This window comes from Aeromicrobium changchenzhani (assembly GCF_057586615.1).
On the sequence record NZ_CM172480.1, the window covers coordinates 2,366,983 to 2,387,840 of the forward strand.

General features: G+C 62.6%; 24 protein-coding genes and 1 pseudogene. 12 read left to right on the forward strand and 13 right to left on the reverse strand.

The features are described 5' to 3' along the window. Positions 1-7: 7 nt before the first annotated feature. The 5 genes from AC2YB9_RS11955 (at position 8) to AC2YB9_RS11975 (ending at position 4,465) form a co-directional block, all read left to right on the forward strand. Positions 8-892 (forward strand): glutamate ABC transporter substrate-binding protein, encoded by an 885-nt coding sequence (locus tag AC2YB9_RS11955; protein WP_487265571.1) that lies wholly within the window; start codon positions 8-10, stop codon positions 890-892. A gap of 91 nt (positions 893-983) precedes the next feature. Continuing rightward, positions 984-1,628, forward strand: a complete 645-nt coding sequence (locus AC2YB9_RS11960) for an amino acid ABC transporter permease (protein ID WP_487265572.1) — start codon at positions 984-986, stop codon at positions 1,626-1,628. Further along, entirely contained in the window at positions 1,628-2,503 is an 876-nt protein-coding gene (locus AC2YB9_RS11965) for an amino acid ABC transporter permease (protein ID WP_487265573.1), read from the forward strand. The genes AC2YB9_RS11960 and AC2YB9_RS11965 overlap by 1 nt, the downstream gene beginning before the upstream one ends. A 569-nt stretch (positions 2,504-3,072) precedes the next feature. Beyond that, positions 3,073-3,309, forward strand: a complete 237-nt coding sequence (locus AC2YB9_RS11970; protein ID WP_487265574.1) for a TraM recognition domain-containing protein — start codon at positions 3,073-3,075, stop codon at positions 3,307-3,309. Between the two features lie 547 nt (positions 3,310-3,856). Then, a complete protein-coding gene (locus tag AC2YB9_RS11975) occupies positions 3,857-4,465 on the forward strand; it encodes a hypothetical protein (RefSeq protein WP_487265575.1) in 609 nt (202 codons plus the stop codon). A gap of 221 nt (positions 4,466-4,686) precedes the next feature. On the opposite strand, the gene AC2YB9_RS11980 is transcribed toward AC2YB9_RS11975, so the two are convergent. The 12 genes and pseudogenes from AC2YB9_RS11980 to AC2YB9_RS12035 form a co-directional block, all read right to left on the reverse strand. Continuing rightward, positions 4,687-5,004, reverse strand: coding sequence for a transcriptional regulator (locus tag AC2YB9_RS11980; protein WP_487265576.1), 318 nt, complete (start codon positions 5,002-5,004; stop codon positions 4,687-4,689). Beyond that, entirely contained in the window at positions 5,001-5,408 is a 408-nt protein-coding gene (locus AC2YB9_RS11985) for a hypothetical protein (protein WP_487265577.1), read from the reverse strand. Before AC2YB9_RS11985 ends, AC2YB9_RS11980 begins: the two co-directional genes overlap by 4 nt. Before the next feature lie 556 nt (positions 5,409-5,964). Continuing rightward, positions 5,965-7,151 (reverse strand): IS3 family transposase gene (locus AC2YB9_RS11990; protein WP_487265578.1). Its coding sequence is split into 2 segments (ribosomal slippage): positions 5,965-6,870 and positions 6,873-7,151, totalling 1,185 coding nucleotides; the frame shifts between segments, so codons are not numbered across the junction. 385 nt (positions 7,152-7,536) lie between these two features. Next, positions 7,537-7,758 carry a helix-turn-helix domain-containing protein gene (locus AC2YB9_RS11995; protein WP_487268611.1) on the reverse strand — a complete coding sequence of 74 codons (222 nt, stop codon included), beginning with the start codon at positions 7,756-7,758 and terminating at the stop codon, positions 7,537-7,539. Next, positions 7,732-7,968, reverse strand: a pseudogene (locus AC2YB9_RS12000) (recombinase family protein); the annotation flags it as partial. The pseudogene AC2YB9_RS12000 and the gene AC2YB9_RS11995, both read right to left, overlap by 27 nt. Positions 7,969-8,315: 347 nt before the next feature. After that, entirely contained in the window at positions 8,316-8,951 is a 636-nt protein-coding gene (locus tag AC2YB9_RS12005) for a flavin reductase family protein (protein WP_487265579.1), read from the reverse strand. 36 nt (positions 8,952-8,987) lie between these two features. After that, positions 8,988-9,578, reverse strand: a complete 591-nt coding sequence (locus tag AC2YB9_RS12010) for a hypothetical protein (RefSeq protein ID WP_487265580.1) — start codon at positions 9,576-9,578, stop codon at positions 8,988-8,990. Continuing rightward, the gene (catC, locus tag AC2YB9_RS12015; RefSeq protein WP_487265581.1) at positions 9,578-9,859 is read right to left on the reverse strand and encodes a muconolactone Delta-isomerase; all 282 of its coding nucleotides are present in this window, start codon (positions 9,857-9,859) and stop codon (positions 9,578-9,580) included. Before catC ends, AC2YB9_RS12010 begins: the two co-directional genes overlap by 1 nt. A gap of 2 nt (positions 9,860-9,861) precedes the next feature. Beyond that, positions 9,862-11,013 carry a muconate/chloromuconate family cycloisomerase gene (locus AC2YB9_RS12020; protein WP_487265582.1) on the reverse strand — a complete coding sequence of 384 codons (1,152 nt, stop codon included), beginning with the start codon at positions 11,011-11,013 and terminating at the stop codon, positions 9,862-9,864. A gap of 70 nt (positions 11,014-11,083) precedes the next feature. Then, the gene (gene catA / locus AC2YB9_RS12025) at positions 11,084-11,935 is read right to left on the reverse strand and encodes a catechol 1,2-dioxygenase (RefSeq protein ID WP_487265583.1); all 852 of its coding nucleotides are present in this window, start codon (positions 11,933-11,935) and stop codon (positions 11,084-11,086) included. Positions 11,936-11,959: 24 nt separating this feature from the next. Next, positions 11,960-13,471 (reverse strand): 4-hydroxyphenylacetate 3-hydroxylase family protein, encoded by a 1,512-nt coding sequence (locus AC2YB9_RS12030; protein WP_487265584.1) that lies wholly within the window; start codon positions 13,469-13,471, stop codon positions 11,960-11,962. A gap of 93 nt (positions 13,472-13,564) precedes the next feature. After that, on the reverse strand, positions 13,565-14,125 hold the full coding sequence (locus tag AC2YB9_RS12035) for a flavin reductase family protein (RefSeq protein ID WP_487265585.1): 561 nt from the start codon (positions 14,123-14,125) through the stop codon (positions 13,565-13,567). 142 nt (positions 14,126-14,267) lie between these two features. Between AC2YB9_RS12035 and AC2YB9_RS12040 the strand changes: the two genes are divergently transcribed. Beyond that, positions 14,268-15,095 carry an IclR family transcriptional regulator domain-containing protein gene (locus AC2YB9_RS12040; protein WP_487265586.1) on the forward strand — a complete coding sequence of 276 codons (828 nt, stop codon included), beginning with the start codon at positions 14,268-14,270 and terminating at the stop codon, positions 15,093-15,095. A 29-nt stretch (positions 15,096-15,124) separates the two neighbouring features. Here the strand turns inward: AC2YB9_RS12040 and AC2YB9_RS12045 are convergent, their stop codons facing one another. Continuing rightward, positions 15,125-16,009 carry a LysR substrate-binding domain-containing protein gene (locus tag AC2YB9_RS12045; RefSeq protein WP_487265587.1) on the reverse strand — a complete coding sequence of 295 codons (885 nt, stop codon included), beginning with the start codon at positions 16,007-16,009 and terminating at the stop codon, positions 15,125-15,127. A 228-nt stretch (positions 16,010-16,237) separates the two neighbouring features. On the opposite strand from AC2YB9_RS12045, the gene AC2YB9_RS12050 reads away from it, so the two are divergent. The 6 genes from AC2YB9_RS12050 (at position 16,238) to AC2YB9_RS12075 (ending at position 20,531) form a co-directional block, all read left to right on the forward strand. Further along, a complete protein-coding gene (locus tag AC2YB9_RS12050; RefSeq protein ID WP_487265588.1) occupies positions 16,238-17,452 on the forward strand; it encodes an acetyl-CoA C-acetyltransferase in 1,215 nt (404 codons plus the stop codon). Beyond that, entirely contained in the window at positions 17,449-18,225 is a 777-nt protein-coding gene (pcaD, locus tag AC2YB9_RS12055; protein WP_487265589.1) for a 3-oxoadipate enol-lactonase, read from the forward strand. The genes AC2YB9_RS12050 and pcaD overlap by 4 nt, the downstream gene beginning before the upstream one ends. Beyond that, on the forward strand, positions 18,222-18,992 hold the full coding sequence (locus AC2YB9_RS12060) for a CoA transferase subunit A (RefSeq protein WP_487265590.1): 771 nt from the start codon (positions 18,222-18,224) through the stop codon (positions 18,990-18,992). The genes pcaD and AC2YB9_RS12060 overlap by 4 nt, the downstream gene beginning before the upstream one ends. A 1-nt stretch (position 18,993) precedes the next feature. Further along, a complete protein-coding gene (locus AC2YB9_RS12065) occupies positions 18,994-19,662 on the forward strand; it encodes a CoA transferase subunit B (RefSeq protein ID WP_487265591.1) in 669 nt (222 codons plus the stop codon). Positions 19,663-19,667: 5 nt separating this feature from the next. Beyond that, positions 19,668-20,165 carry a nuclear transport factor 2 family protein gene (locus AC2YB9_RS12070; protein ID WP_487265592.1) on the forward strand — a complete coding sequence of 166 codons (498 nt, stop codon included), beginning with the start codon at positions 19,668-19,670 and terminating at the stop codon, positions 20,163-20,165. Between the two features lie 108 nt (positions 20,166-20,273). Next, on the forward strand, positions 20,274-20,531 hold the full coding sequence (locus AC2YB9_RS12075; protein ID WP_487265593.1) for a hypothetical protein: 258 nt from the start codon (positions 20,274-20,276) through the stop codon (positions 20,529-20,531). Positions 20,532-20,858: the final 327 nt, after the last annotated feature.

Consider the following 20,858-nt stretch of genomic DNA (forward strand, 5'->3'; position numbering starts at 1 on the left):
AACCACCATGAAACTTAAATATGCCCGGATCGCCGTCATCGGCGCAGCCGCGGCCCTGATCCTCGGAGCGTGCGGAAACGCGGGCGAGGCGGACAAGAACCCGGTCGACAACAAAGTCGAGAAGAATGCTGCGTCGCATTTCGACGCTGGAACGCGGATGAAAGAGATTGCCAATTCGGGCAAAATCAAAATCGGTGTCAAATTTGATCAACCAGGCCTCGGCTTCAAAAAGGCCGGCATCAAGATACCAACGGGTCTCGACGTCGAAATGGCCAAGATCATCGCCGCAAAGCTCGGCATCAAACCCGAGGACGTCGACTGGGTCGAAACGATTTCGGACAACCGCGAACCGTTCCTGGAAAAAGGCACCGTTGATCTCGTTCTCGCCTCATACTCAATCACCGATGCACGCCGCAAAATCGTGGGCCAGGCCGGCCCCTACTACGTCACTGGCCAGCAACTCCTGGTGAAGAAGGACAGCAACATTGAGGGTGTCGCCGACATCAAAGGCAAGAATGTTTGCTCTGTTACTGGATCAATGTCGCTCCAACAAGTTGAAGCTAAGGGCGCCAAGGCGAGGGGCTTCGACGCTTATGCTCAATGCCGCGACCAAGTACTCGACGGTGCCGTTGACGCGATGACGACCGATGGCTCAATCCTCTTGGGATACGTCGCAGAGAATCCTGATGAATTGAAAGTAGTTGGCGAGCCGTTCTCGGTAGAACGTTATGGCATTGGCTACAACAAAAAATATCCCGAACTATGCCAATTCATTAACGACACCATCAAAGAAGCCGAAGACGATGGCGGCTGGAAGAAGGCGTTTAAGGCGACGCTCGGCAAGTCAGGCGTTGCCACACCCGAACCGCCCAAGATGGACGCCTGCCCGTAACCATCGGATATGGGGCGGCCGTTCAGGCCGCCCCATATCGGGCCCTTCCATTGAACCGGTCGCCGTTGAACTGACCCTGTAGAGGTGATGTATGCAAGTTTTGATTGACAATATCGACAAGATACTGACCGCATTCTGGGTCACGTTGCGACTCTTCGTCGCCGCCGGAGTCCTGTCACTCATCTTCGGCACGTTACTAGCAGCTCTTAGAGTCGGTCCGATCGCGATCTTGAACAAGGTCGGTTCCCTCTACATCGCGATCTTCCGCAACACTCCACTATTAGTGTTGTTGCTCTTCGTCGTCTTCGGGTTGCCGAAGATCGACGTACAGCTGGGCTATTTCAACATGAACGTCCTCGCATTGACGCTCTACACGTCGGCATTCGTTTGCGAGTCTGTTCGCTCGGGGGTCAACTCAATTCCCATCGGTCAGGCCGAAGCCGCCCGCTCGATCGGTCTGGGCTCCAATCAAGCCATGACGCAAGTCATCATGCCGCAAGCCTTCCGCGCAGTCGTCCCACCACTCGCAAGTGTCCTCATCGCTCTGACAAAAAACACTTCACTGTGCGCGGTCTTCGGTATGGCCGAGGCCACAGCCCTGATGAAATCACTGCTCAACGATCACCCCGCCGACCTGTGGTGGATCTTCCTCGGTATTGCCGCCGGATACATGATCATCGTCGAAACGGTCTCATTCATTGCCGCCGCATTCGAACGTCACTGGAGGGTTAACTGATGGCCGCTTCGATACTCTTCGATGCACCCGGGCCGAAAGGCCGTGCACGACACCGCCTATACAGCATTATCTCCGGACTTGTTCTCGCTACCATCGCAGCCTTAATGGTGTGGCGATTCTGGAGCAAGGGCCAATTCGCCAATATCTATTGGGAACCGTTCGTCACACCACGAATCGTCAATGTACTCATCACTGGTCTCGCCCAAACGCTGTTGGCAGCAGTTTTCGCCATCTCCGGTGCCCTCATCCTCGGCCTTCTTTTAGGTCCGGGCAAGTTGTCCAACCATCGTATTCTGCGTTGGCCATCCTGGCTCATCGTCGAATTCTTCCGCGCCGTCCCACTGCTGATGCTCATCATCGCCACCTGGTTCTACATCGGCCCCGAACAAGGCAACAATGCCTTCGCTGCACTGGTGATCGGCCTCATTCTCTACAACGGTGCTGTGCTAGCCGAAATCTTCCGGGCCGGGATCCAAGCCGTGCCGCGCGGTCAGCCGGAGGCCGCCTACGCCATTGGTATGGGCGGAACCCAGGTAATGCGCATCATTTTGCTCCCGCAAGCGATCAAGATCATGCTGCCAGCGATTATCAGCCAAGCCGTCGTCGCACTCAAGGACACCAGCCTTGGCTACGTCATCCTTGCACCAGGTCTCACCTATTCCGGCAAGCTCATCTTCGGCGAATTCCGCAACACGTTACAGACCGTCTTCGTCATCGCGAGCCTCTACATCATCATGAACCTCGCACTGACTCTCTTAGCCCAATTCGCCCAAAAGCACTTTGCCGGCGAAAGACGTATCCAGGTCGACGCCACCGGCGCCTTCACCGATAGGTCAACTGGCAACAGCCAAAGTGGCATGGGTACGGCACCCTGAATCGGGACTATCTCCTTAACGGTACTGCCGACGCTTTCATCTAGTAGGTTTCTGCGGCCGATCCGCGGCCGACGCAAGCGGGGGGGGTACCGCCCTGCACGCAGCGCTCGGGGGATGGCAAAGGCGTTGACGGCGGACCCCGCGCGCATCGTCCATCGAGTCCGGCCACGATCAGTCAGGAAGGTACGCGACTTTCACACGATCTCGCTGAAAACCATCCACGGGTTCTGATCATTGCTCGACGGTAAAACCGCATTCTGCCAAACAATATGTGATCTGGGCAGGTGGCAAACCCTGTCCATTTGCGGTACACCCACCACGCAGACCTGTCCAAGAACAGCCGACCACCGCAAATGGGCGCTGTCTGGAGTTGGTGACCACTTCTTCGACGGCTCAGCGCAGCAAACGCGAACTCCGGGCCCAGCCATGGCGGCGGCGAGGACCCCCTCGGGCTTTCGCCTGGACCGCCGACCAGGTGAACATGAGCGAGCCTGGCTGCCACGGTCTGCGAGGCCGCCGAAGACCTCGCCAGGATCGAACCCGGCGGACGTCTGCCCACACCGTTGCTGGTGGTCCTGGACGAGGCCGGGAACGTCTGCCGCTGGGCCGAACTCCCAAACCTGTACCCCCGCTACGGGTCGCGAGGCATCCTCATCTCGACCTACCTGCAGTCACCCGCGCAGGAAGCGTTCTGGCCTGAACCTTGCCGTAGATGGACGACCCACACGCCAAACCAGTCAGGGCACCAAAACCGTGAGCGGCTCGACCGGCTGGGAAGACGGACCCACCACCGGCGAACCAGCTGAAGAGGCGCCGTCGTTGCACTACGGCAGCCTCCCGGAATTCGTCCGCGACTTCTTCGCACCGATGCTCGCCCGCGACGTCACCAACACCCCGAGTAGGTCGAATAGAAATAGGCTCCATTTGCGGCGCTCTGGCGACGCTAGATGTCGGCCCCAGATCAACCCCTGTGTCAAACCCTGTTCCGGAATGTACCTCCGGACGGCTCCAGCGGGACCGATGATCATCGCGGCATAATCTGAACTGCGATGTGGCCAGTTGTGGTTCCTGCAGCGTGAACGCAGCTACTCGTGTCATCGGCGGAGTCGTGTTGGGGATCGCACCGTCGCCAACATGAAGACCGGGTAGTGCTGCGGCGACGAATCCCGGGGTTCAGCGACAAGGGTGTTTCGACCCGCTCGGCACGCAAAGGGCGACCTGTCTCAGATCATGATTGTTGTGTTGCAATGGCGTGAACCGGTGTGTTCCGCTTCCTGCGGAAGCGTGGCGCGGGGGGTGCCGACTTCTGAGTTCCCCTCGGCTGCGACATGCGCACCATTCTAGGGAGTATGTATGCATCTCAATAAGCGCCGCGGAATCGCTGCAGTTGCAATCTGCATGAGTGGCTGTCTGATTGGTGGGATTGTTCCCGCATCTGCGTCGGCGACTTCGTTCGTGGAGCGGCCTGGGGCCGTCTCAACCGCAACGGCACAGGCCGGTAGTGAAGCCACTGTGTCGGAGCTTGCCACCTATCTGCGCAGCGTCAATGCAGACAAGCTAGTTGATTCTGAAGGCCAGTTCGATTACGCGTCAACTCGTGCCGACCTCGGCAAGGAGTTCGCGGACTCATTTCGCGACGCCTGGCAGGCAAATGTGAACGGGGATGCAGTGAACGCTCCCGGTCTGGCATCCCCTCCAACTAATGCGCCCTTGTCGCGCACTGCCGCTTCCGGCGACAGCTACGCCACCTGCCTGCTAAAAGGCGTCGGACTCGGTGGCCTGGGGGGCGCCTCGACAGCGATTGTCAATAAGCTTAAGGACAAGGCGTGGAAAGATGCCGCGAAGCTCATCACCAAGGAGGCAGTGAAGCGGGGCGTCAAGATCGGGGTCAAGGGAGGGGTCGCGGGCCTCGCGGCCGCACTCGGAGCATTTGCCGTCTGGTGTGCGGGGCCATGGGCGTGAAGCAACAGCCTTTTGAGGGCCTGGCTCAGTTGAGGGCGTAGACGCGTCGTTGGTCAGGGCTGGGGTTGGGGTCTCCTGATTACGAGGGTTCTCGCGCCATTCATCTGGGAGACGTCGGCTTCAGCAACCTCACCAACTACAGCTTCGATTATGACAACCCGATTTGATCATGTGACGGTGTCCGGTATTCAAATTGGTCGCTACCAGCCTTGCAATGAGATTTAGGGCCAGATCGGGATGCCATCGCTGATACGTTTGAGGTTGCCTAGGTATTCCTCGAACGTAGTCCGCCCTCGTTCGGATAGCCGTACTTGGGTGATTGTTTGTCGATTGCGTCGTGCTTTGCGAACCTCGATCAACTGTTCGCGTTCTAAGATGGCCAATTGACGCGACATCTCTGGCGTGGACATCTCGAACGCTTTGCGAAGCGCGGCGAAGTCCGCCGATTGGACTTGGCGTAACGACGCGAGGATCGCCAGCCTAGCCGGGTTGTGCATAGCCGTCGGCAGAGCCAAGCGGGGATCGCGAGCTGTAGTCAACGACGCCACCTGAGCGCAAGAAAGCCGCCCAGCGCGAGTGCCGCAATCGAGGAGGCGATCCACGCACTCGCGACAACGTTGTCGTCGGCAGGCCAGATTAAACGATGCATCGGCACCGTCGTCGCGATGACCGTTGCCAACTGTGCAACATGGTCAATCGGCCGCCACACCGACTCACCCGGCGACCGGCGGGTGACCCAGACCAGAACAAGCACTAGTAGCGATCCTGCCGCGAGTATGCCAACGCCTCGTGGCGGCTCGGAGATGATCACACCGGCGCTGCCGACCAGCATTAGCATCAAGCTGAGCACGCCCGCCGCGACCGTGAATGCGGAGGGTCGTCGAGAAACCGCAGGCGCAGTTTCGACGACCTTCAAAGAATCTTTTGCCTCTTGTGGTTCCATGGCTACTCCTCCATCGGAAACTGTAACGAGATAGACTCTACGTACCTAGTTACATAAAGTGCAACTACCACATTGAAATCGGCCTTGCGCGAAGAAGCACCGTCTCCGTCTCTCAGCGCAGGAGGCTTCGGCTTTCTTCACCTCTGTGTTTACCTCAATTCCGTCGATCAGAAGGCCGTCCTTAAAGGCGGAGGTGCTGCCATAGCTACTGCGATCTGCCTCGTGCCGGCAGTAGGACAAGTTGGCTGCGTCGGCGCGGTTGGTGCCACGGCCGCCGCATTCGTCTACCTTGAAACGTATGGCGGCTGCAGCAAGAAGAATATAAAGATCCGGATCCCTGCCATCGCCTGCAAGCCTTCCTGCACCTAGCCATCAACTGGTCGATCGCTCCTTGATGACAGAACCGACGAAGGGAAGATTGTCATGAGATCGTCAAATGTGCGGCGGGGTGCTACCGCCGGCTTCGTTACGGCTGTGATTGCAGCTGTAACAGCCTACGCAGGATCGGACGTTTGGGACTGCCCCCGATTTGGTTGACACCTCGGGTTGGTGGTTTTCAGGCCGCGTTAGCGGCCATGTAAATGGTCTCAAACTCGACTGGTGTGAGTTTGCCCAGGCCCCGTTGGCGGCGCTTGCGGTGGTACTTGGTCTCGATCCAGGTCACGATCGCGAGGCGGAGTTGCTCGCGGGTGTCCCACCGTCTGGTGTTGAGGACGTTCTTCTGCAGCAATGAGAAGAACGACTCCATGGCGGCGTTGTCTCCGCACGCTCCGACCCGCCCCATCGACCCCAAGAGGCCGTTGATCCTGAGGGTGCGGACGAACTTCTTGGAGCGAAATTGGCTGCCTCTGTCACTGTGCACAATTGTTCCCTCAGGCGAGCGGAGACTGATCGCGTTGCGCAACGCTGAGACCGCGAGCGATGCCTTCATCCGCGAGTCGATCGAGTAACCCACGATCCGACCTGAATAGCAGTCCTTGATCGCACACAGATAAAGCTTTCCCTCAGCAGTGGGATGCTCGGTGATGTCGGTGAGCCACTTGGTGTTCGGCGCGTCCGCGGTGAAGTCACGTCCAGGCTTCCCGTTCTCATCTTTGGTGGCCAACAGGTCGTCATGGACCGGTGAGCCGGGTTTGCGGTTCAGGCCACGCTTCTTGGAGTGGATCGAGAAGATCCCCTGCAAGGAGCACAACCGCCACACACGGTTCTCCGACGCGGCGAACCCCAGGTCGGCGAGCTCGTCAGCGATGAACCGATAGCCATCACCTGGGTCCTCGGCATGCAGATCAAGGGCCGCGTTGATCAGGTGCGCATCGTCCCAGTCTCGTTGACTGACCGGTGCCTTGAGCCACTTGTAATACCCCTTGGTGCTCAAACCCAAGACCCTGCACGCCACCGTGACCGACACCCTGATTCGGGCGCCGGCCGCGGCCATTTCACGGACGAGCGGGAAGACTATTTTCCCGGCAGGTTCGCCTGCGACAAATACGCTGCCGCACGCCGCAGGACCTCGTTCTCCTGCTCCAACAGCCGGTTACGTTTCTTCAACTCACGCACCTCGACCGACTGCTTTTCAGTGACACCAGGACGGTTGCCGTCCTCAACATCGGCCTTCTTCAACCAGTTCGACAAACACGACTCCGAAATACCGAAGTCCTTCGCGATCTGGGACAGCGGGGCTTCACCTTTGCGAGCAACCGCAACAACATCATCACGAAACTCGACGGGATAGGGCTTAGGCATAACAGACATCCTTCCAGCGAAGACCGAAATCCTCACAGGTCAGGTGTCAACCAAAGTCTGGGCAGTCCCCTCCCGTCATTTGCCATCACGGTGCGCGACTTCGTCCAGACCGCAAGGGCCAGCGTCCCCATTTCCGTACGCGCGAACGTTTGAGCGGTTGCTCGTTGCGCGTGCTCTCGGAAAATGATTCGGTAGCGGAGGGCGCGTTGAGTCAAATCTCAACTCCGCGATCTCTATTTAGGACCCCGTCAGCAACACCAAAACCCGAACCGGGCATCTGCCATCAGGGGTGTTCACCGCGGCAGCCCAGTTGATATACCTCAGAGTGACGGACAGCTCAACAAGGACGCTGCGTCCTCTGAACCCGCTACTGTGGATTGCACCGCTATGTGGCGGCGTTTTGCGATCGTTCCATCTCGCTCAACAGCGCACGCGACCGCCGGTAGAACGTCGCTCGGGACATTCCGAGATCGCAGGCGACCTGTGCGGCTGGCTCGCCGCCGTCGACCAGACGAACAGGGCTACGGATCTGGCTGTCGGTAACGCGGCGGGGGCGCCCACCGAGGTCTTTCCCGGCGTCGCGGCGTTTGTTAATCGAGTCGGTGATCCGCTCGCGCTTGATGTCATGCTCCATCTGCGCCAGAGCGGCCATGATCGTGAACAACATCGACCCCATCGGTGTTGATATGCCGACGTCGCCGCCGCCGAGGTCCAACACCCGCAGGCCCGCGCCGCGGTCACGGAGCTCTTGAGCGAAATCGAGCATGTTCTGCGTCGACCGTCCGAGCCGATCAAGAGTTGCGATGACGAGCGTGTCCCCAGCCTCCGGAGCGCCGAGGGCCGGAACTACGTCCGTTCACGATGCAGATTCGGACGGTCGTTGAGACGCCTCTTATTCCTAGGGTTACGAGACTGTCCGACCCGACGGCGGATCCATCATTTGACCCGAGAGGATGCCGCATCAAACTTGGGACGGCTCACACTGAGGTACGCCACCGCCTGTGGTCAGATTGCCAGCATCAGCGCGGCGGGATCATTGTTCTGTTCGAGTCATTGTCGGCTAGGTAGTTGATCAGGGAATCTGGAGGATCTGTGAGATCAGGCAATGCCCAGCCCACAGGCCGCGGCCCATTCTGTGCCCTTGTATTTGTCTACGAAGAAAGTTCAGAAAGAGTCAGCATCGCCTGGAAGTAGGCCGATCTTGAACCCATTGGCTTTTCTTGAGTCCGGTGCGGCAATGGCCTCATCCGAGTTGGTGACATTGGAGTCGACACCGTACGTTCGTGCGTGGCCGAGCAGAATGTGCTGGCCGAAGACTTCGAACCCGAAGTCCTCCTGATCAAGGAGCAGCTTGCCTTTGCCGTCCAGGAACTGCCGAATCCCTTCGCCATCCTTGCCGTTCATCGTCGCGGTCAGGCTCTTGTGGCCTGGTATCGCGACGAGTGCCAGGTCGGACCCGCGCGCGATCCTGAGGGCCGAAAGCGAACCGCTCGTCGGTTCAATCGATCGGTGCTTCAGACAGCCGCACGTGGGCGACACGTGGTCACTGGGCTCCATCGCCACACCCAGCATTGCACCCCCGTCCACTCCGGGTGCGACTGCCGCGCTGGACGCGTTGATCTGGCCGAGCATCGGGAGGGTCGCAAGGCTAACTACGAATTCGCCGGTGGCCAGTACGTTGCGAAGTGTGTCCTTGATACCTGCCGAAGTGAACTGGATAGTCGGCGGTCGGGCGCACGCGACGGTGAAGAACGAGTGCGCGGCCAGGTTGTCGATGCCATCGCTGGACACCGTCGACACCGGGCACGAATACGCTGCGGGAGGTTCCCAACGGGATCACCCCGCGGCCGCCATGATCCTTGGATCGCGCCGACCGAGTAACCGTTCGGCGCTTGCCATGTCGCCGTAGTCAAGGCACCTGCGCACCTCCGTAGAGGAGCACGCCGTGTCGCCCTCACGCACCAGGCCGACCGCGTGCACACTGAAACCCTGGGTCTCGCCGGCACGACGGAGAAAGGTCACGTCGCCTTCGCCCCCGCGCCCACAGCGGAAGTTTTCGCCGACGACCAGGTCACGGACCCCGAGGTGCCACACGAGACCGTCGGCCACGAAGTCCTGTGCCGGCACAGCGGCCAGCTCCGCATCGAAAGGAAGTACAACGACCGCGTCGACGCCGAGAGCGAGCGCGAGCTCGACCCGATCCTCGATGCTCAGGAGCTGGCGAGGCGCCCGCTTGGGTGCGAGCACGGTCAAGGGGTGCGGCGAGAACGTCACCAGAACTGTGGGCAGACCCCGACCCCGGCCCCGTTCGAGCGCGGCGTCGACCAGCGCCACGTGGCCGCGGTGGAAGCCATCGAACACTCCCATGGTGACCACGGACTCGCGCAGTGGAATCTGTGGCCACCCGTGGAGGACCTGCCCGGACATCACCCGTCCAGCTTCGAGGGGTGTGTGGCCAACGGCGTGACCTGGATGGTCATATAGGGGAACAGCGGAAGGCTTGACAACAGACTGTGCAGCTCGTCATTCGACGCAGTTTCGAAGACGCTGATGTTGGCGTACTCCCCGACGATCCGCCACAGTTGCAGCCAAGCACCCGAGCCTTGGAGCTCAAGAGCGCGCTCCTTCTCGCGTGCCAGCAGGTCCGCACGCACCCCTGGGTCGAGGTCATGCGGGATCGCGACGTCCATCCGTACGTGAAATAACATAACTAATCTCCTCTGGTCAGATGGGTACGTCGGAGCGCAGCCACCGCGTCTAGGTCAAGGTCGACGCCGAGCCCGGGTCCGTCGGGCAGGTGCAGAGCACCATCGGCGTAACGCAACGGCGTGCGTAAGATCTCTTCAGCAAACAGCAGCGGACCGAAGAGTTCACTGCCCCACGTGACTCCCGGTGCCGCGCAGGCTAGGTGCAGCGACGCAGCCGTGCCGATGCCGGTCTCGATAGACGTGCCTCCGTGGCACGGGATGTCCGCCGCGTTCGCGATCGCGACGATATCGCGGGACCGACGCAGGCCGCCGACCTTCGTGGTCTTCATCGACCACACGTCGGCGGCGCGCAGCCGCACCAGCCGGAGCGCGTCGACCGGCGTGCGTAGACTCTCATCGGCCATCACTGGGATTGGCAACAACGCATTGATCTCAGCCAGTGCCTCAATCTGCTCGCCGGGCACCGGTTGCTCGATCAGTTCGACCCCCGCCGCGACCAGCCATGGCAGATAGGTGCGTGAAGTGTTCAGGTTCCACCTGGCATTGAGGTCGACCCGCACCCCCGCAGACCCGGCCAGTTTCTCTGCTATTGCGCAGACCCGCCGGGTGTCCTCCTCGGGCTCAAGTGCGCCCATCTTCAGTTTGAAGGAGCGGTGCTCCCCGGCGTGGAGTTTTGCCAGGGCTTCCTCCACGACGACTTCCTCAGACTCGGCACCCAGCGCCCACGTCACGTCGATACTGGTCCGGGCTAGTCCGCCGAGAAGCGTGTGGACCGGGACGCCGAGGCTTCGCGCCCAGGCGTCATGCAAGGCGACCTCGACGGCTGCCTTGGCGTAGAGGTTGGCGTTCACACGGTCTGAGACATCACGCCAGATCCCTTCTATGTCGTCCACTCGACGGCCGACGATCAGCGGTGCAACGTACGTATCGATGGTGACTTTCATGGACTCCACCGACTCCCCGCCCCACCACGGACCACCGGGCACGACACCTTCGCCGACGCCGACGACACCGGCGCGGGTGTGCACGAAGGCGAGCAGCACGGGCTGCGCATCCATGGTGACGCGGGCGAACTTATGCGGCCTCCGCAGCGGCACGTCGATGATGACGGTCTCGATCCGCTCGATGGCCATGTCGTCGTGAGTGACGGGCACGGTGCTGCCTTTCGTTGAGGTCGCGTGCGGAACCACAAAGTGCTGGTTCCGCACGCGGGGTGCACGGCTCTCAGGCAGTCTCGAGCTCGAAGTCGTACGTCGAGCGGTGGGTGCCGGTGCCGTCGTCCTGCGGGTCGATGATGAGCTCCGGCTTGGTGGCCTCGGCAACGTCGGAGTCTAGCCACTCGCCACCGGCGAAGTAGAGCTGTGTGGTGATGGTCCTGTGCCCTTCGGCACGGGCCATGACGTGGAGGTGCGCCGGGCGCCACGGGTGCCAGCTGGCGGACTCGATCAACTTGCCGGTCGGCCCGTCCGTCGGGATCTGGTACGGCGCCGGTTGGACCGTCGAGATCGCGAACCGGCCCTCGTTGTCCGTGGTGACGACGCCGCGAAGGTTGCCATCGGGGACGTGGGGCGCAAAGCCGGAGTAATATCCGGCTGCGTCGGCATGCCAGATGTCGATCGTGGCGCCGCCCAACGGCGTACCATCGAGATCGCGGACCTGACCCTCGAGCACCAGGGGGGTGCCCTGTTCGTCGTCGCGACGTGGCAGTGAACAGGTCGCGCTCAACTCAATCTGGCCGGGAAGGTAATAGGGGCCCTCGATGGTTCCCTTGGTGCCCTGCTGCGCTTCGGACACAACGTCCTCGACAACGTGCTCCACGAAGACATCCATAAAGAGCGGCCACTCGCCCGTCTCGCCGACTTCCATCAGCCAGCCCTTAGCGGCCTGGTATTCGGGGTACGTGACGTTGTACTCGCGGATAACGTCGTGGACGCCCTGGAGCACGGCCGTGACGACGGAACTGATGCGTTCGGGAGCGGTCTCGGCCACGGCACGCCGTTCGGCGCTAGCCCTGAAGTTCTCGCTCGCGCTGGCGCCGGAACCGGCAGCAGTGGGTGAGGTTTGCGTGGTTGTCATGATGATCTCCTTCTCGTTCTTGAATCAGCGGTTGAGGATGCGGTTGACATCGGTCGGATTAATGAGGTCGGGGACAGTCCAGCCATCGAGGTCGTACTCGGCCATCATCGACTCGGCGAAACCCTTCATCGCGTCGGTCTCGCCCTGCGCCTCGGCGGCGAAAAGTATCTCGGCCTTCACGTTCTCGTGGTTACCGGAGTAGTTGCGCTCGTAGAGCTCGTGACGGCCACCGAACTCCGTCCCGACGGCATCCCAGAGGGCCTTCATAACCTTGACTCGGTCGACGGCGTCGTACCCGTTGGAACCGCGGACATATTTGTCGAGGTAGGGCCGAATCTCTGGGGTTTTAAAGTCGACCGCGTTGGAGTTGAGGTAGATCAGGCCGGATGCAACGTCCTGCATGATGATCTCCTTGACCCGGGGATAGGCCTCGATCATCAGCTGGCGGTAGACCAGGCCGTAGTCCAGCTTGGGCAGGACGGTTCCGTTGGGTCCCTGGTCGGGGTTGAGGGCCATGGCGTCGGCCAGGGCGCGGAACGCATTGCGGTAGCCGATCACCTCACCGACGCGGGTCTGGACTCCGCGGAAGTCCTTGCTGCCGGTGCACTCCAGGGCTTTGAGCAGAAGACCGGCGATGAAGTCGAGCTTTACCGAGAGCCTGATGCAGCCGTGGAAGGTGAATCGGGGGATGAAGCCGGACTGCGGGAAGAAGTTGTTGATCTTCTCGGGATCGCCGTAGGCGAAGACGTTCTCCCATGGCACCAGCACCTTGTCGAAGACGAAGATCGTGTCGTTCTCGTCCATGCGGCTCGAGAGCGGGTAGTCGAACGGGCTGCCCATCACGTCGGCCGCCATGGTGTAGGACGGGCGACAGATCAACTTCAGTCCGGGGGAGTCCATCGGCACGGTGCAGACGATCGCATACTCCTTCTTCTTGATCGGGAGTCCGTAGTGCGCGATGAAGTTGTAGTTGGTGATGGCCGAGCCGGTGGCGACCACCTTGGCACCGGAGACGATGAGACCGGCGTCGGTCTCCTTCTCGACCCGCATGAAGACCTCGCCGGCCTCGTCGGGCGGCAGGTTGCGGTCGACCGGCGGGTTGATGATCGCGTGGTTCCAGTAGAGGACCTTCTCTTGCGACTCCTTGTACCAGCGCTTCGCGTTCTCTTCGAAGGGCTGGTAGAACTCGGAGTTCCCGCCGAGGGTGCCGAGGAAGCTGGCCTTGTAGTCGGGGCTTCTGCCCATCCAGCCCCATGACTGGCGGGCCCAGTTCTCGATCGCGATCCGGTCCTGCTGCAGGTCTGCGGAGCTGTGCGGCGCACGGAAGAACGGATGCGTAAAGCCGCCGTTGCCGGTGTCGGTCGGCACGGTGATCGCGCCCTTGGTCGCCTCGTCGTGGAGTGAGTCGTAGAGGCGGGCGGTCATCCGGACGGGGTTGCGGAAGGCGGGGTGCTCGGTGACGTCCTTCACCCGTTCGCCGTAGATCCAGATCTCCCGGTCGTCGCGGAGCGACTCGATGTACTCGTCGCCGGTCATAGGACGGACATCGTTGAGTCCTTCCTCGACGGTGCTGAGCTTGCGGTCCTGAATGGTGGTCATGATGTTTCCCTTCGTTGCGAGAGGTAGGGCTCAGACGCGGATGGCGTCGCAGAGCGGGGTGAAATGTGCGGTGGCGTCAAACCAGCCGTGGTCGGGGTTGTCGATGGACCCGTCCCAGGCCACGCGGGTCTCGAGCGGGCTGAGGTGGCGGAACTGGCCGCCGTGGAAAAGCAGCGGGTCCCGACCGGGGATCTCGACCTCCTCGACCTCGCCAATGAAGATGAGGTGGTCTCCGCCGTCGTAGGTGCGCCAGGCCCGACACGAGATCGTCGCGGCGGTTCCCTCCAGCACCGGGGCCGTAACGCCGACGCCCCAGGCCGGCGTCTCCTCCGCCGGGCGGCCGGCGAAGTGCCACGCCACGTCGAGCTGGTCGGCCGCGAGCACGTTGATCGCGAACGGTCGCCCGTCCAGGAATTGGCAGGCCTTGGAGTCGCGGCCGAGGGTGACCTGGGCGAGCGGCGGGTCGAGCGAGACCGCGGTGAACGCGTTGACGGTAGCGCCGTGCGGTTCGCCGTCCTCGTTGGTGCAGGTCACCACGGTGACTCCCGTGGCGAACTCACCGAATGCGTCCCGGATCTCCCGTGTCTCCATGTCGCCCACCTCCTAGTGTACGCTGTGCGTACTTGTTGTACGTTGTGCGTTCACCTCGACAGTGGTCCATGTCACACGCCATTGTCAACAGGTAGAGCTACCCCACCGATACCCAATTGCGCCCCAATGGGAGGTCGTAAGTATGAGTGAGTCCGCTGAGATGGCCAACGACCGCGACTTCGTCCAGAGCATTGAACGGGGCTTTGCCGTGCTCCTCGCTTTCGATGCCGAGCTGCCGAACCCGACCCCGGCCGAGCTCGCTGCTCGCACCGGTTTCTCGCGACCGGCGGTGCGACGGATCCTGCTAACCCTGCAACGACTGGGCTACGTCATCGGCGCCGGACCACGCTGGTCCCTGACGCCCCGGGTGCTCACCATCGGGCAGCACTATGCGGCGACCCACGGCATCGTTGAGATCGCCCAGCCGCACCTGCTGCAGCTCGCCGAGGCCACCCAGGAGTCCGCCTCTCTGGCCCAGCTCGACGGGATCGAGGTCATCTATGTTGCTCGGGTTCAAGTCCGGCGGATCCTCAGTGTCGCCGTCGACGTGGGCAGCCGCGTCCCAGCGCATGCGACCTCGATGGGCCACGTACTCACCGCCTGGTCGTCACCGGACGTCATCGAGGCGGTAATCGACGCGGGTCTCCCCCCGCGGGCCGAGCGCACGATCACCGACTCGCTGCGGTTCCGCGACGCGCTCCACAACGTACGCCGTGCGGGCTACGCCGTCGCCGAGTCCGAACTCGAAGACGGGCTTCTATCGACCTCAGTCCCGGTTCGCAACCACCAAGGCGAGGTGCTCGCCGCCTTGGCCTACTCCAGCACGTTGGGGCGCACCACGATGGACCGAATGATCAACGAGGTAGTACCACTCATGCTGGCGGCGGCCGACGCGATCCAACGCGACTTAGCCATGCTTCAGACCAACAGTTTGCCGCACTCCCCGCCCCATCGGGATGGGTTTTACTGAGACGGCTCTGGGTCGGTCCGACCGGCGCGTTACTCGCTGATCAGGGCAGCCAGAATCCCCAGCGCGCGCACCAGCAACGGCGTGTCGTCACCCGCACGGATCGCCGCTGACAACTCGACGTGGCCGCTCCCGACGAGCGGCCGGTACGTCGCGCCCGCCACACCGAGCGCGGCAACTGGCTCCGGCACCACGGCAACGCCCAGGCCCGCCGCCACGAACGTGACTAAGGTGGACGTCTCCCCCACCTCCTGCCGGACGCGTGGCTCAAACCCTGCCTCGCGACACAGGGCGAGGACCAGCCCACTCATCACCGATCGACCGTGCCCGGGGTGCACGATGAAGTCCTCGTTGCGGAGGTCGGCCACGCGCAGCCGCTTGCGACCGGCCAGCCGGTGACCGTCCGGGAGCGCTACGATCAGCGGCTCGCGGCGCAGCGAGGTCAATTCCAGTCCAGGATGGTCGGCGAGTGGGCGCAGAAGTGCAAGGTCGATCTCGCCTGCGCGTAGCGCCGCCACCTGGTCCGGCACGAGCATCTCGCCGCGGAAACTGAAGTCCACGGCTGGCAACTCTTCACGCAATGTGCGGGCCAGGCTCGGCAATAGGCTATACGTCGCCGACCCCACGCAACCCACGACGAGTCGCCCCTCGAGCCCAGCGCCGATCCGCTGCGCCTCACCGCTGGCGGCGTCGACTGCCGAAAGGACCTCCCGGGCTCGTTGCAGGAAGACCGCCCCCGCGTCCGTGAGGTCGACCCGGCGAGTGGTGCGGCGCAGCAACTCGACTCCGAGCTCCGCCTCGAGTTGCCGCACCTGGTGCGACAACGGCGGCTGAGCCATGTGCAGCCGGGCCGCGGCCCGACCGAAATGCCGCAACTCGGCGACCGCGACGAAGTACCGCAGGTGGCGAAGTTCCATCCAGCCATACTTGCACGGTTTTAATCATCGGATAGTTGTTACTCCTGCGAATCAATTGTCAAGGCCACTTAAGGCCGACAAGGCAGACAGTCAGCCCACGCCCTTGCACTCGGACCCCGAGAGGGGTCCTCGTTGTCCGTGAGCCGTCGAATTATTCAGAGTTTTTAACTCTTAATCAACGCGATATAGATATTTCCCCATATCGTTAATCGGGCCTAGCGTGGCGTCATGACCAACGTCGTGATCTGCGAACCGATCCGGACCCCCGTGGGCCGGTTCGGGGGCGCACTCTCCTCCCTGTCCGCAAGCGATCTGGCCGCGCAGGCCCTCGCCGAACTAGTGCGCCGCACGGGTCTTCGCGAGGGCGACGTCGACGACGTCGTGCTCGGGCAGTGTTATCCGAGCGGTGAGGCACCCGCGATTGGTCGCACCACTGCCCTCGACGCGGGTCTCGGCACAGGAGTGCCCGGCATCCAGGTCGACCGCCGTTGCGGGTCGGGCCTGCAGGCAGTGCTGTACGCCGCCGGCATGATCGCGACCGGCTCGGCAAGTGTGGTTGTGGCCGGTGGAGTCGAGTCGATGTCGCAGGTGGAGCACTACGCGACGGGGCTCCGCAGCGGCGTGCGTGGCGGAAGTATCGAACTCATGGACCGTCTGGTTCGGGCCCGCGAGACTGCTGGAGGTCGGCATCATCTCGTACCAGGCGGAATGGTGGAGACCGCGGAGAACCTGCGCCGGGAGTACGCCATCTCGCGGGAGGAACAGGACGAGCTTTCGTTCCGAAGCCAGCAGCGTGCAGTAGCCGCCCAAGACGAGGGCCGGTTCGCGGCCGAGCTGGTGCCGGTCAGTGTGTCTGACCGCCGGGGTAAGACCGGCATCATTGTGGATCGCGATGAGCACCCTCGGGCTGGGCTGACGATGGGCGATCTCGCTGCGCTGTCACCGATAAGACTGAAGGATGACCCCAAGTCAACTGTCACCGCCGGAAACGCCAGCGGCCAGAACGACGGAGCCGCGATGTGCATCGTCACCACGCGCGATGAGGCTGAGCGGCGCGGGCTGCGACCTCTGCTGGCGCTGCGGTCCTGGGCAGTTGCCGGCGTCGGTCCCGAGGTCATGGGCATAGGGCCGGTGCCGGCGACCGCGGCCGCATTGGAACGAGCGGGCCTAATGCTCAACGATATCGACGTCATCGAGCTCAACGAGGCTTTCGCTGCCCAGGTGCTGGCCTGTCTGCACGAGTGGAAGCTCGACGCTACCGATGACCGTCTGAATCCCAACGGGTCGGGCATCTCACTGGGCCACCCGGTTGGCGCGACCGGCGCCCGAATCTTGGCCACGATGGCGCACGAGATGCATCGGCGCGAGGGTCGCTTCGGGCTAGAGACGATGTGCATCGGCGGCGGCCAAGGACTCGCCGCGGTCTTCGAGGCCATCCGATGAGCGCTGTGTCCGTGCACCGGGTCGTCACCGGCCCAAACGATGCGCCGGTCGTCGTGCTCTCCAACTCTCTCGGCGCCACGATGTCTATGTGGGACGCCAACCTCGCTGACCTTGAGCAGCATTTCCGGGTGGTGCGCTATGACGCCCGCGGGCACGGCGGTTCGCCGGTCCCCGCCGGTCCGTACGATATCGACGATCTCGTGGACGACGTGGTGGCGCTGCTCGATAGTCTCGGCGTCGCGCGCGCTCATTTTGTGGGGCTCTCCCTCGGCGGCATGACTGGCATGCGGCTCGCTTCCCGTGAGCCGGATCGCGTCAGTCGGCTGGTCGTCCTGTGCAGCAGCGTCCACCTCGGGCCGTCCTCGGCGTGGCACGAACGCGCCGCCACGGTCCGCGCTCACGGTACCTCCGCAGTCGCTCAGGCAGTGGTCGCCCGATGGTTCACGCCTGGTCTGCTGGAGGCCGATCCAGGCCTCAAAGCATCGAGCGAGGCCATGGTTGCCAGCACCCCCGCCGAGGGATACGCCGCCTGCTGTGAGGCCATCGCAACAATGGACCTCCGCGACGACCTGGCGTCGATCATCGCACCCACCCTCGCCATTGCTGGTATGGACGACCCCGCGACACCACCGCCACACCTGGCTAAGATCGCGGACACGGTCCGCCACGGCCGACTCGTCGTCGTACCCGATGCGGCGCACCTTGCCAATGCCCAACAGCCCGGGAAGGTCACGGCGTCGATTATCGAGCATCTCAGCGCGGGGACAGCATGACGATCGACAAAGTGGTACCCAGCGCGGCCGACGCTGTTGCCGATATCCCCCGCGGCGCCAGCCTCGCCGTCGGCGGCTTCGGACTCGTCGGCATCCCCTGGTTCCTCATCGAGGCATTGCTTGAACAGGGCGCGGACAATCTCACTGTCGTCTCCAATAATTGCGGCGTCGACGGCGCCGGGCTTGGTCTGCTTCTCGAACAGCACCGCATCAGCCGAGTCATTGCGTCGTACGTCGGGGAGAACAAGGAGTTCGCCCGGCAGTACCTCAGCGGGGAGCTAACCGTCGAACTGACCCCGCAGGGCACGCTGGCCGAACGGCTGCGCACCGGCGGGGCCGGTATCGGCGCGTTCTTCACGCCAACGGGGGTTGGCACGGTGGTGGCCGAAGGCGGCCTGCCGTGGCGTTACCACCCTGACGGTTCGATAGCACTGGCCTCGCCCGCCAAGGAGGTCCGGAACTTCAACGGCATCGAGATGGTGCTCGAGGAGTCGATCGTCACCGACGTGGCGCTGGTCCGTGCGTCCGTAGCCGACCGCGCCGGCAATTGTGTCTTTCATGCCTCAACGCGCAACTTCAACCCTCCGGCGGCAATGGCTGGCCAGCTGACACTGGTCGAAGCCGAACGAGTTGTGGAGGTCGGCGAGCTCCGGCCCGAGGACATCCACCTACCAGGAATCTTCGTGCAACGTGTCGTTGAACTGACGTCTGAGCAGGCGGCACAGAAAGACATCGAGAAGCGGACAATCCGCGAGAGGATGAACTGACATGGCTTGGACCCGTCCACAAATGGCGGCGCGTGCGGCGCTCGAATTCAAGGATGGCGACTATGTGAATCTCGGCATCGGGCTCCCCACTCAGATTCCCAACCACCTGCCATCCGGCTCTGCGGTCACCCTGCATGCGGAGAACGGCATCCTCGGAGTCGGCCCATTCCCCTACGACGACGAGGTAGACCCCGACCTCATCAACGCCGGCAAGCAGACCGTGACCGTGGTGCCGGGAGCGTCCTACTTCGACTCGGCCACCAGTTTCGCGATGATCCGAGGCGGCCACATCGATGTCGCCGTGTTGGGTGGCATGCAGGTCTCGGCTGCCGGCGATCTCGCCAACTGGATGGTCCCCGGCGCCATAGTCAAGGGCATGGGCGGCGCCATGGACCTGGTCAGCGGCGCCAAACGTATCGTCGTACTCATGGACCACCTGACCAAAACAGGTGCACCGAAGCTGGTCAAGGAGTGCTCGCTGCCGCTCACCGGGCGTCGTGTGGTCGACCGAGTGATCACTAACCTGGCGGTACTCGACGTCGCCGGCGACCAATTCGCGCTCGTTGAGCTGGCGCCAGGAGTGACCTGGGACGAGTTGGTAGCCGCGACGGACGCGCCCATCGACACCGCAACCCCAACGGCTACGGCTACGGCTACGGCTACGGGCTGACCGTCATGGACCTCGAGGCTCGCGTCCTCCGGCTAGAGGACGCGCACGAAATCGGGCAGCTCCGCGCGAGATACTGCCAGGCCCTCGACGACGGCCGCTGGGACGAACTGGTCGAACTGTTCACCCCCGAGGGTGCATTCATCGGCCTCTCCACCGTCCGCGGTCGGGCGGAGCTGCGGACTTTCTTTGCCGAACTGCGAGAAGGACCCCTCCAAGCGTGGTGGCATTTCAGCAGCAACGAGACGATCGACTTGGACGGCGATACCGCTACCGGCCAGACCTGGCTCGACCAGCCGTGTGTCGTGGACGGCGATGCCCACATCGCCGCGGGTCGGTACACCGACCGGATGCGACGCTGTGATGACGGACGCTGGCGGTTCGAGGAGCGGCAGGTCTCGTTCTTTTTCTGGTCGCCGACCCGGGCCGGGTGGTCGCCGGGTCGTTTCGACTGGGAACCTGCTCGCGTGGCCGCCGATCGGCGGACTCTTGAACGCTACGCGTAAACGTCCCTGAGTGCCGTTGGAGACTGCTGCAAGATTGGGTGACGCCACCAATTCTGGAAACTAAACCGTGGGTCAAATCAAAGCGATCACAGGGGTCTAAGAGTTTTTATGTCGTTCGTCGACTACTTCGACGACCTTGTCGACAGCCAGCACTTGCTGGGACCTACGGTGGGGCGCAACATCGCGCTTCCCGGGCTCTGCGGATTCCTGACATACGCCCTCGGCGAGCCATTGATGCGCGGATTCGTCGCAGGCGCGAACTACGAGAACTCTCCTCTGACTCGCTGGGCCTTCGCGGCCAGCGCCGTGGCAAGAACCAACGCGCTCGGCGCCCGACACCTCGACGCGACCCAGTTCATCGGGTAAGCCCAGGATCGGTAGATGCCACAAGTAGATACGTTCTTCGTCCAGAGCCTCCGTCTGTTGCGGGCGTACTCAGGGAAGCCGGCCAGACACCGACCCTGCAGCAAGTGTCTAGTAGCCACGAGCGACGCGTTGGGGCTTTGCTCCAAACAATCAGCACAGGTGTCTCGCAACTAATCTGCCTCGAAACCCATGAGATGCAAGGCAGCCTGAAGCCAATGTGCGGTGCTCCATCTGTTCCAGCGGGCCCCTGGCAAATCCCGGCGGCAATGGTCTCGGGTCGGAAAGCCGTGAAGCCGACGACTGACTCGACCTGTTGCGGCCTACGCA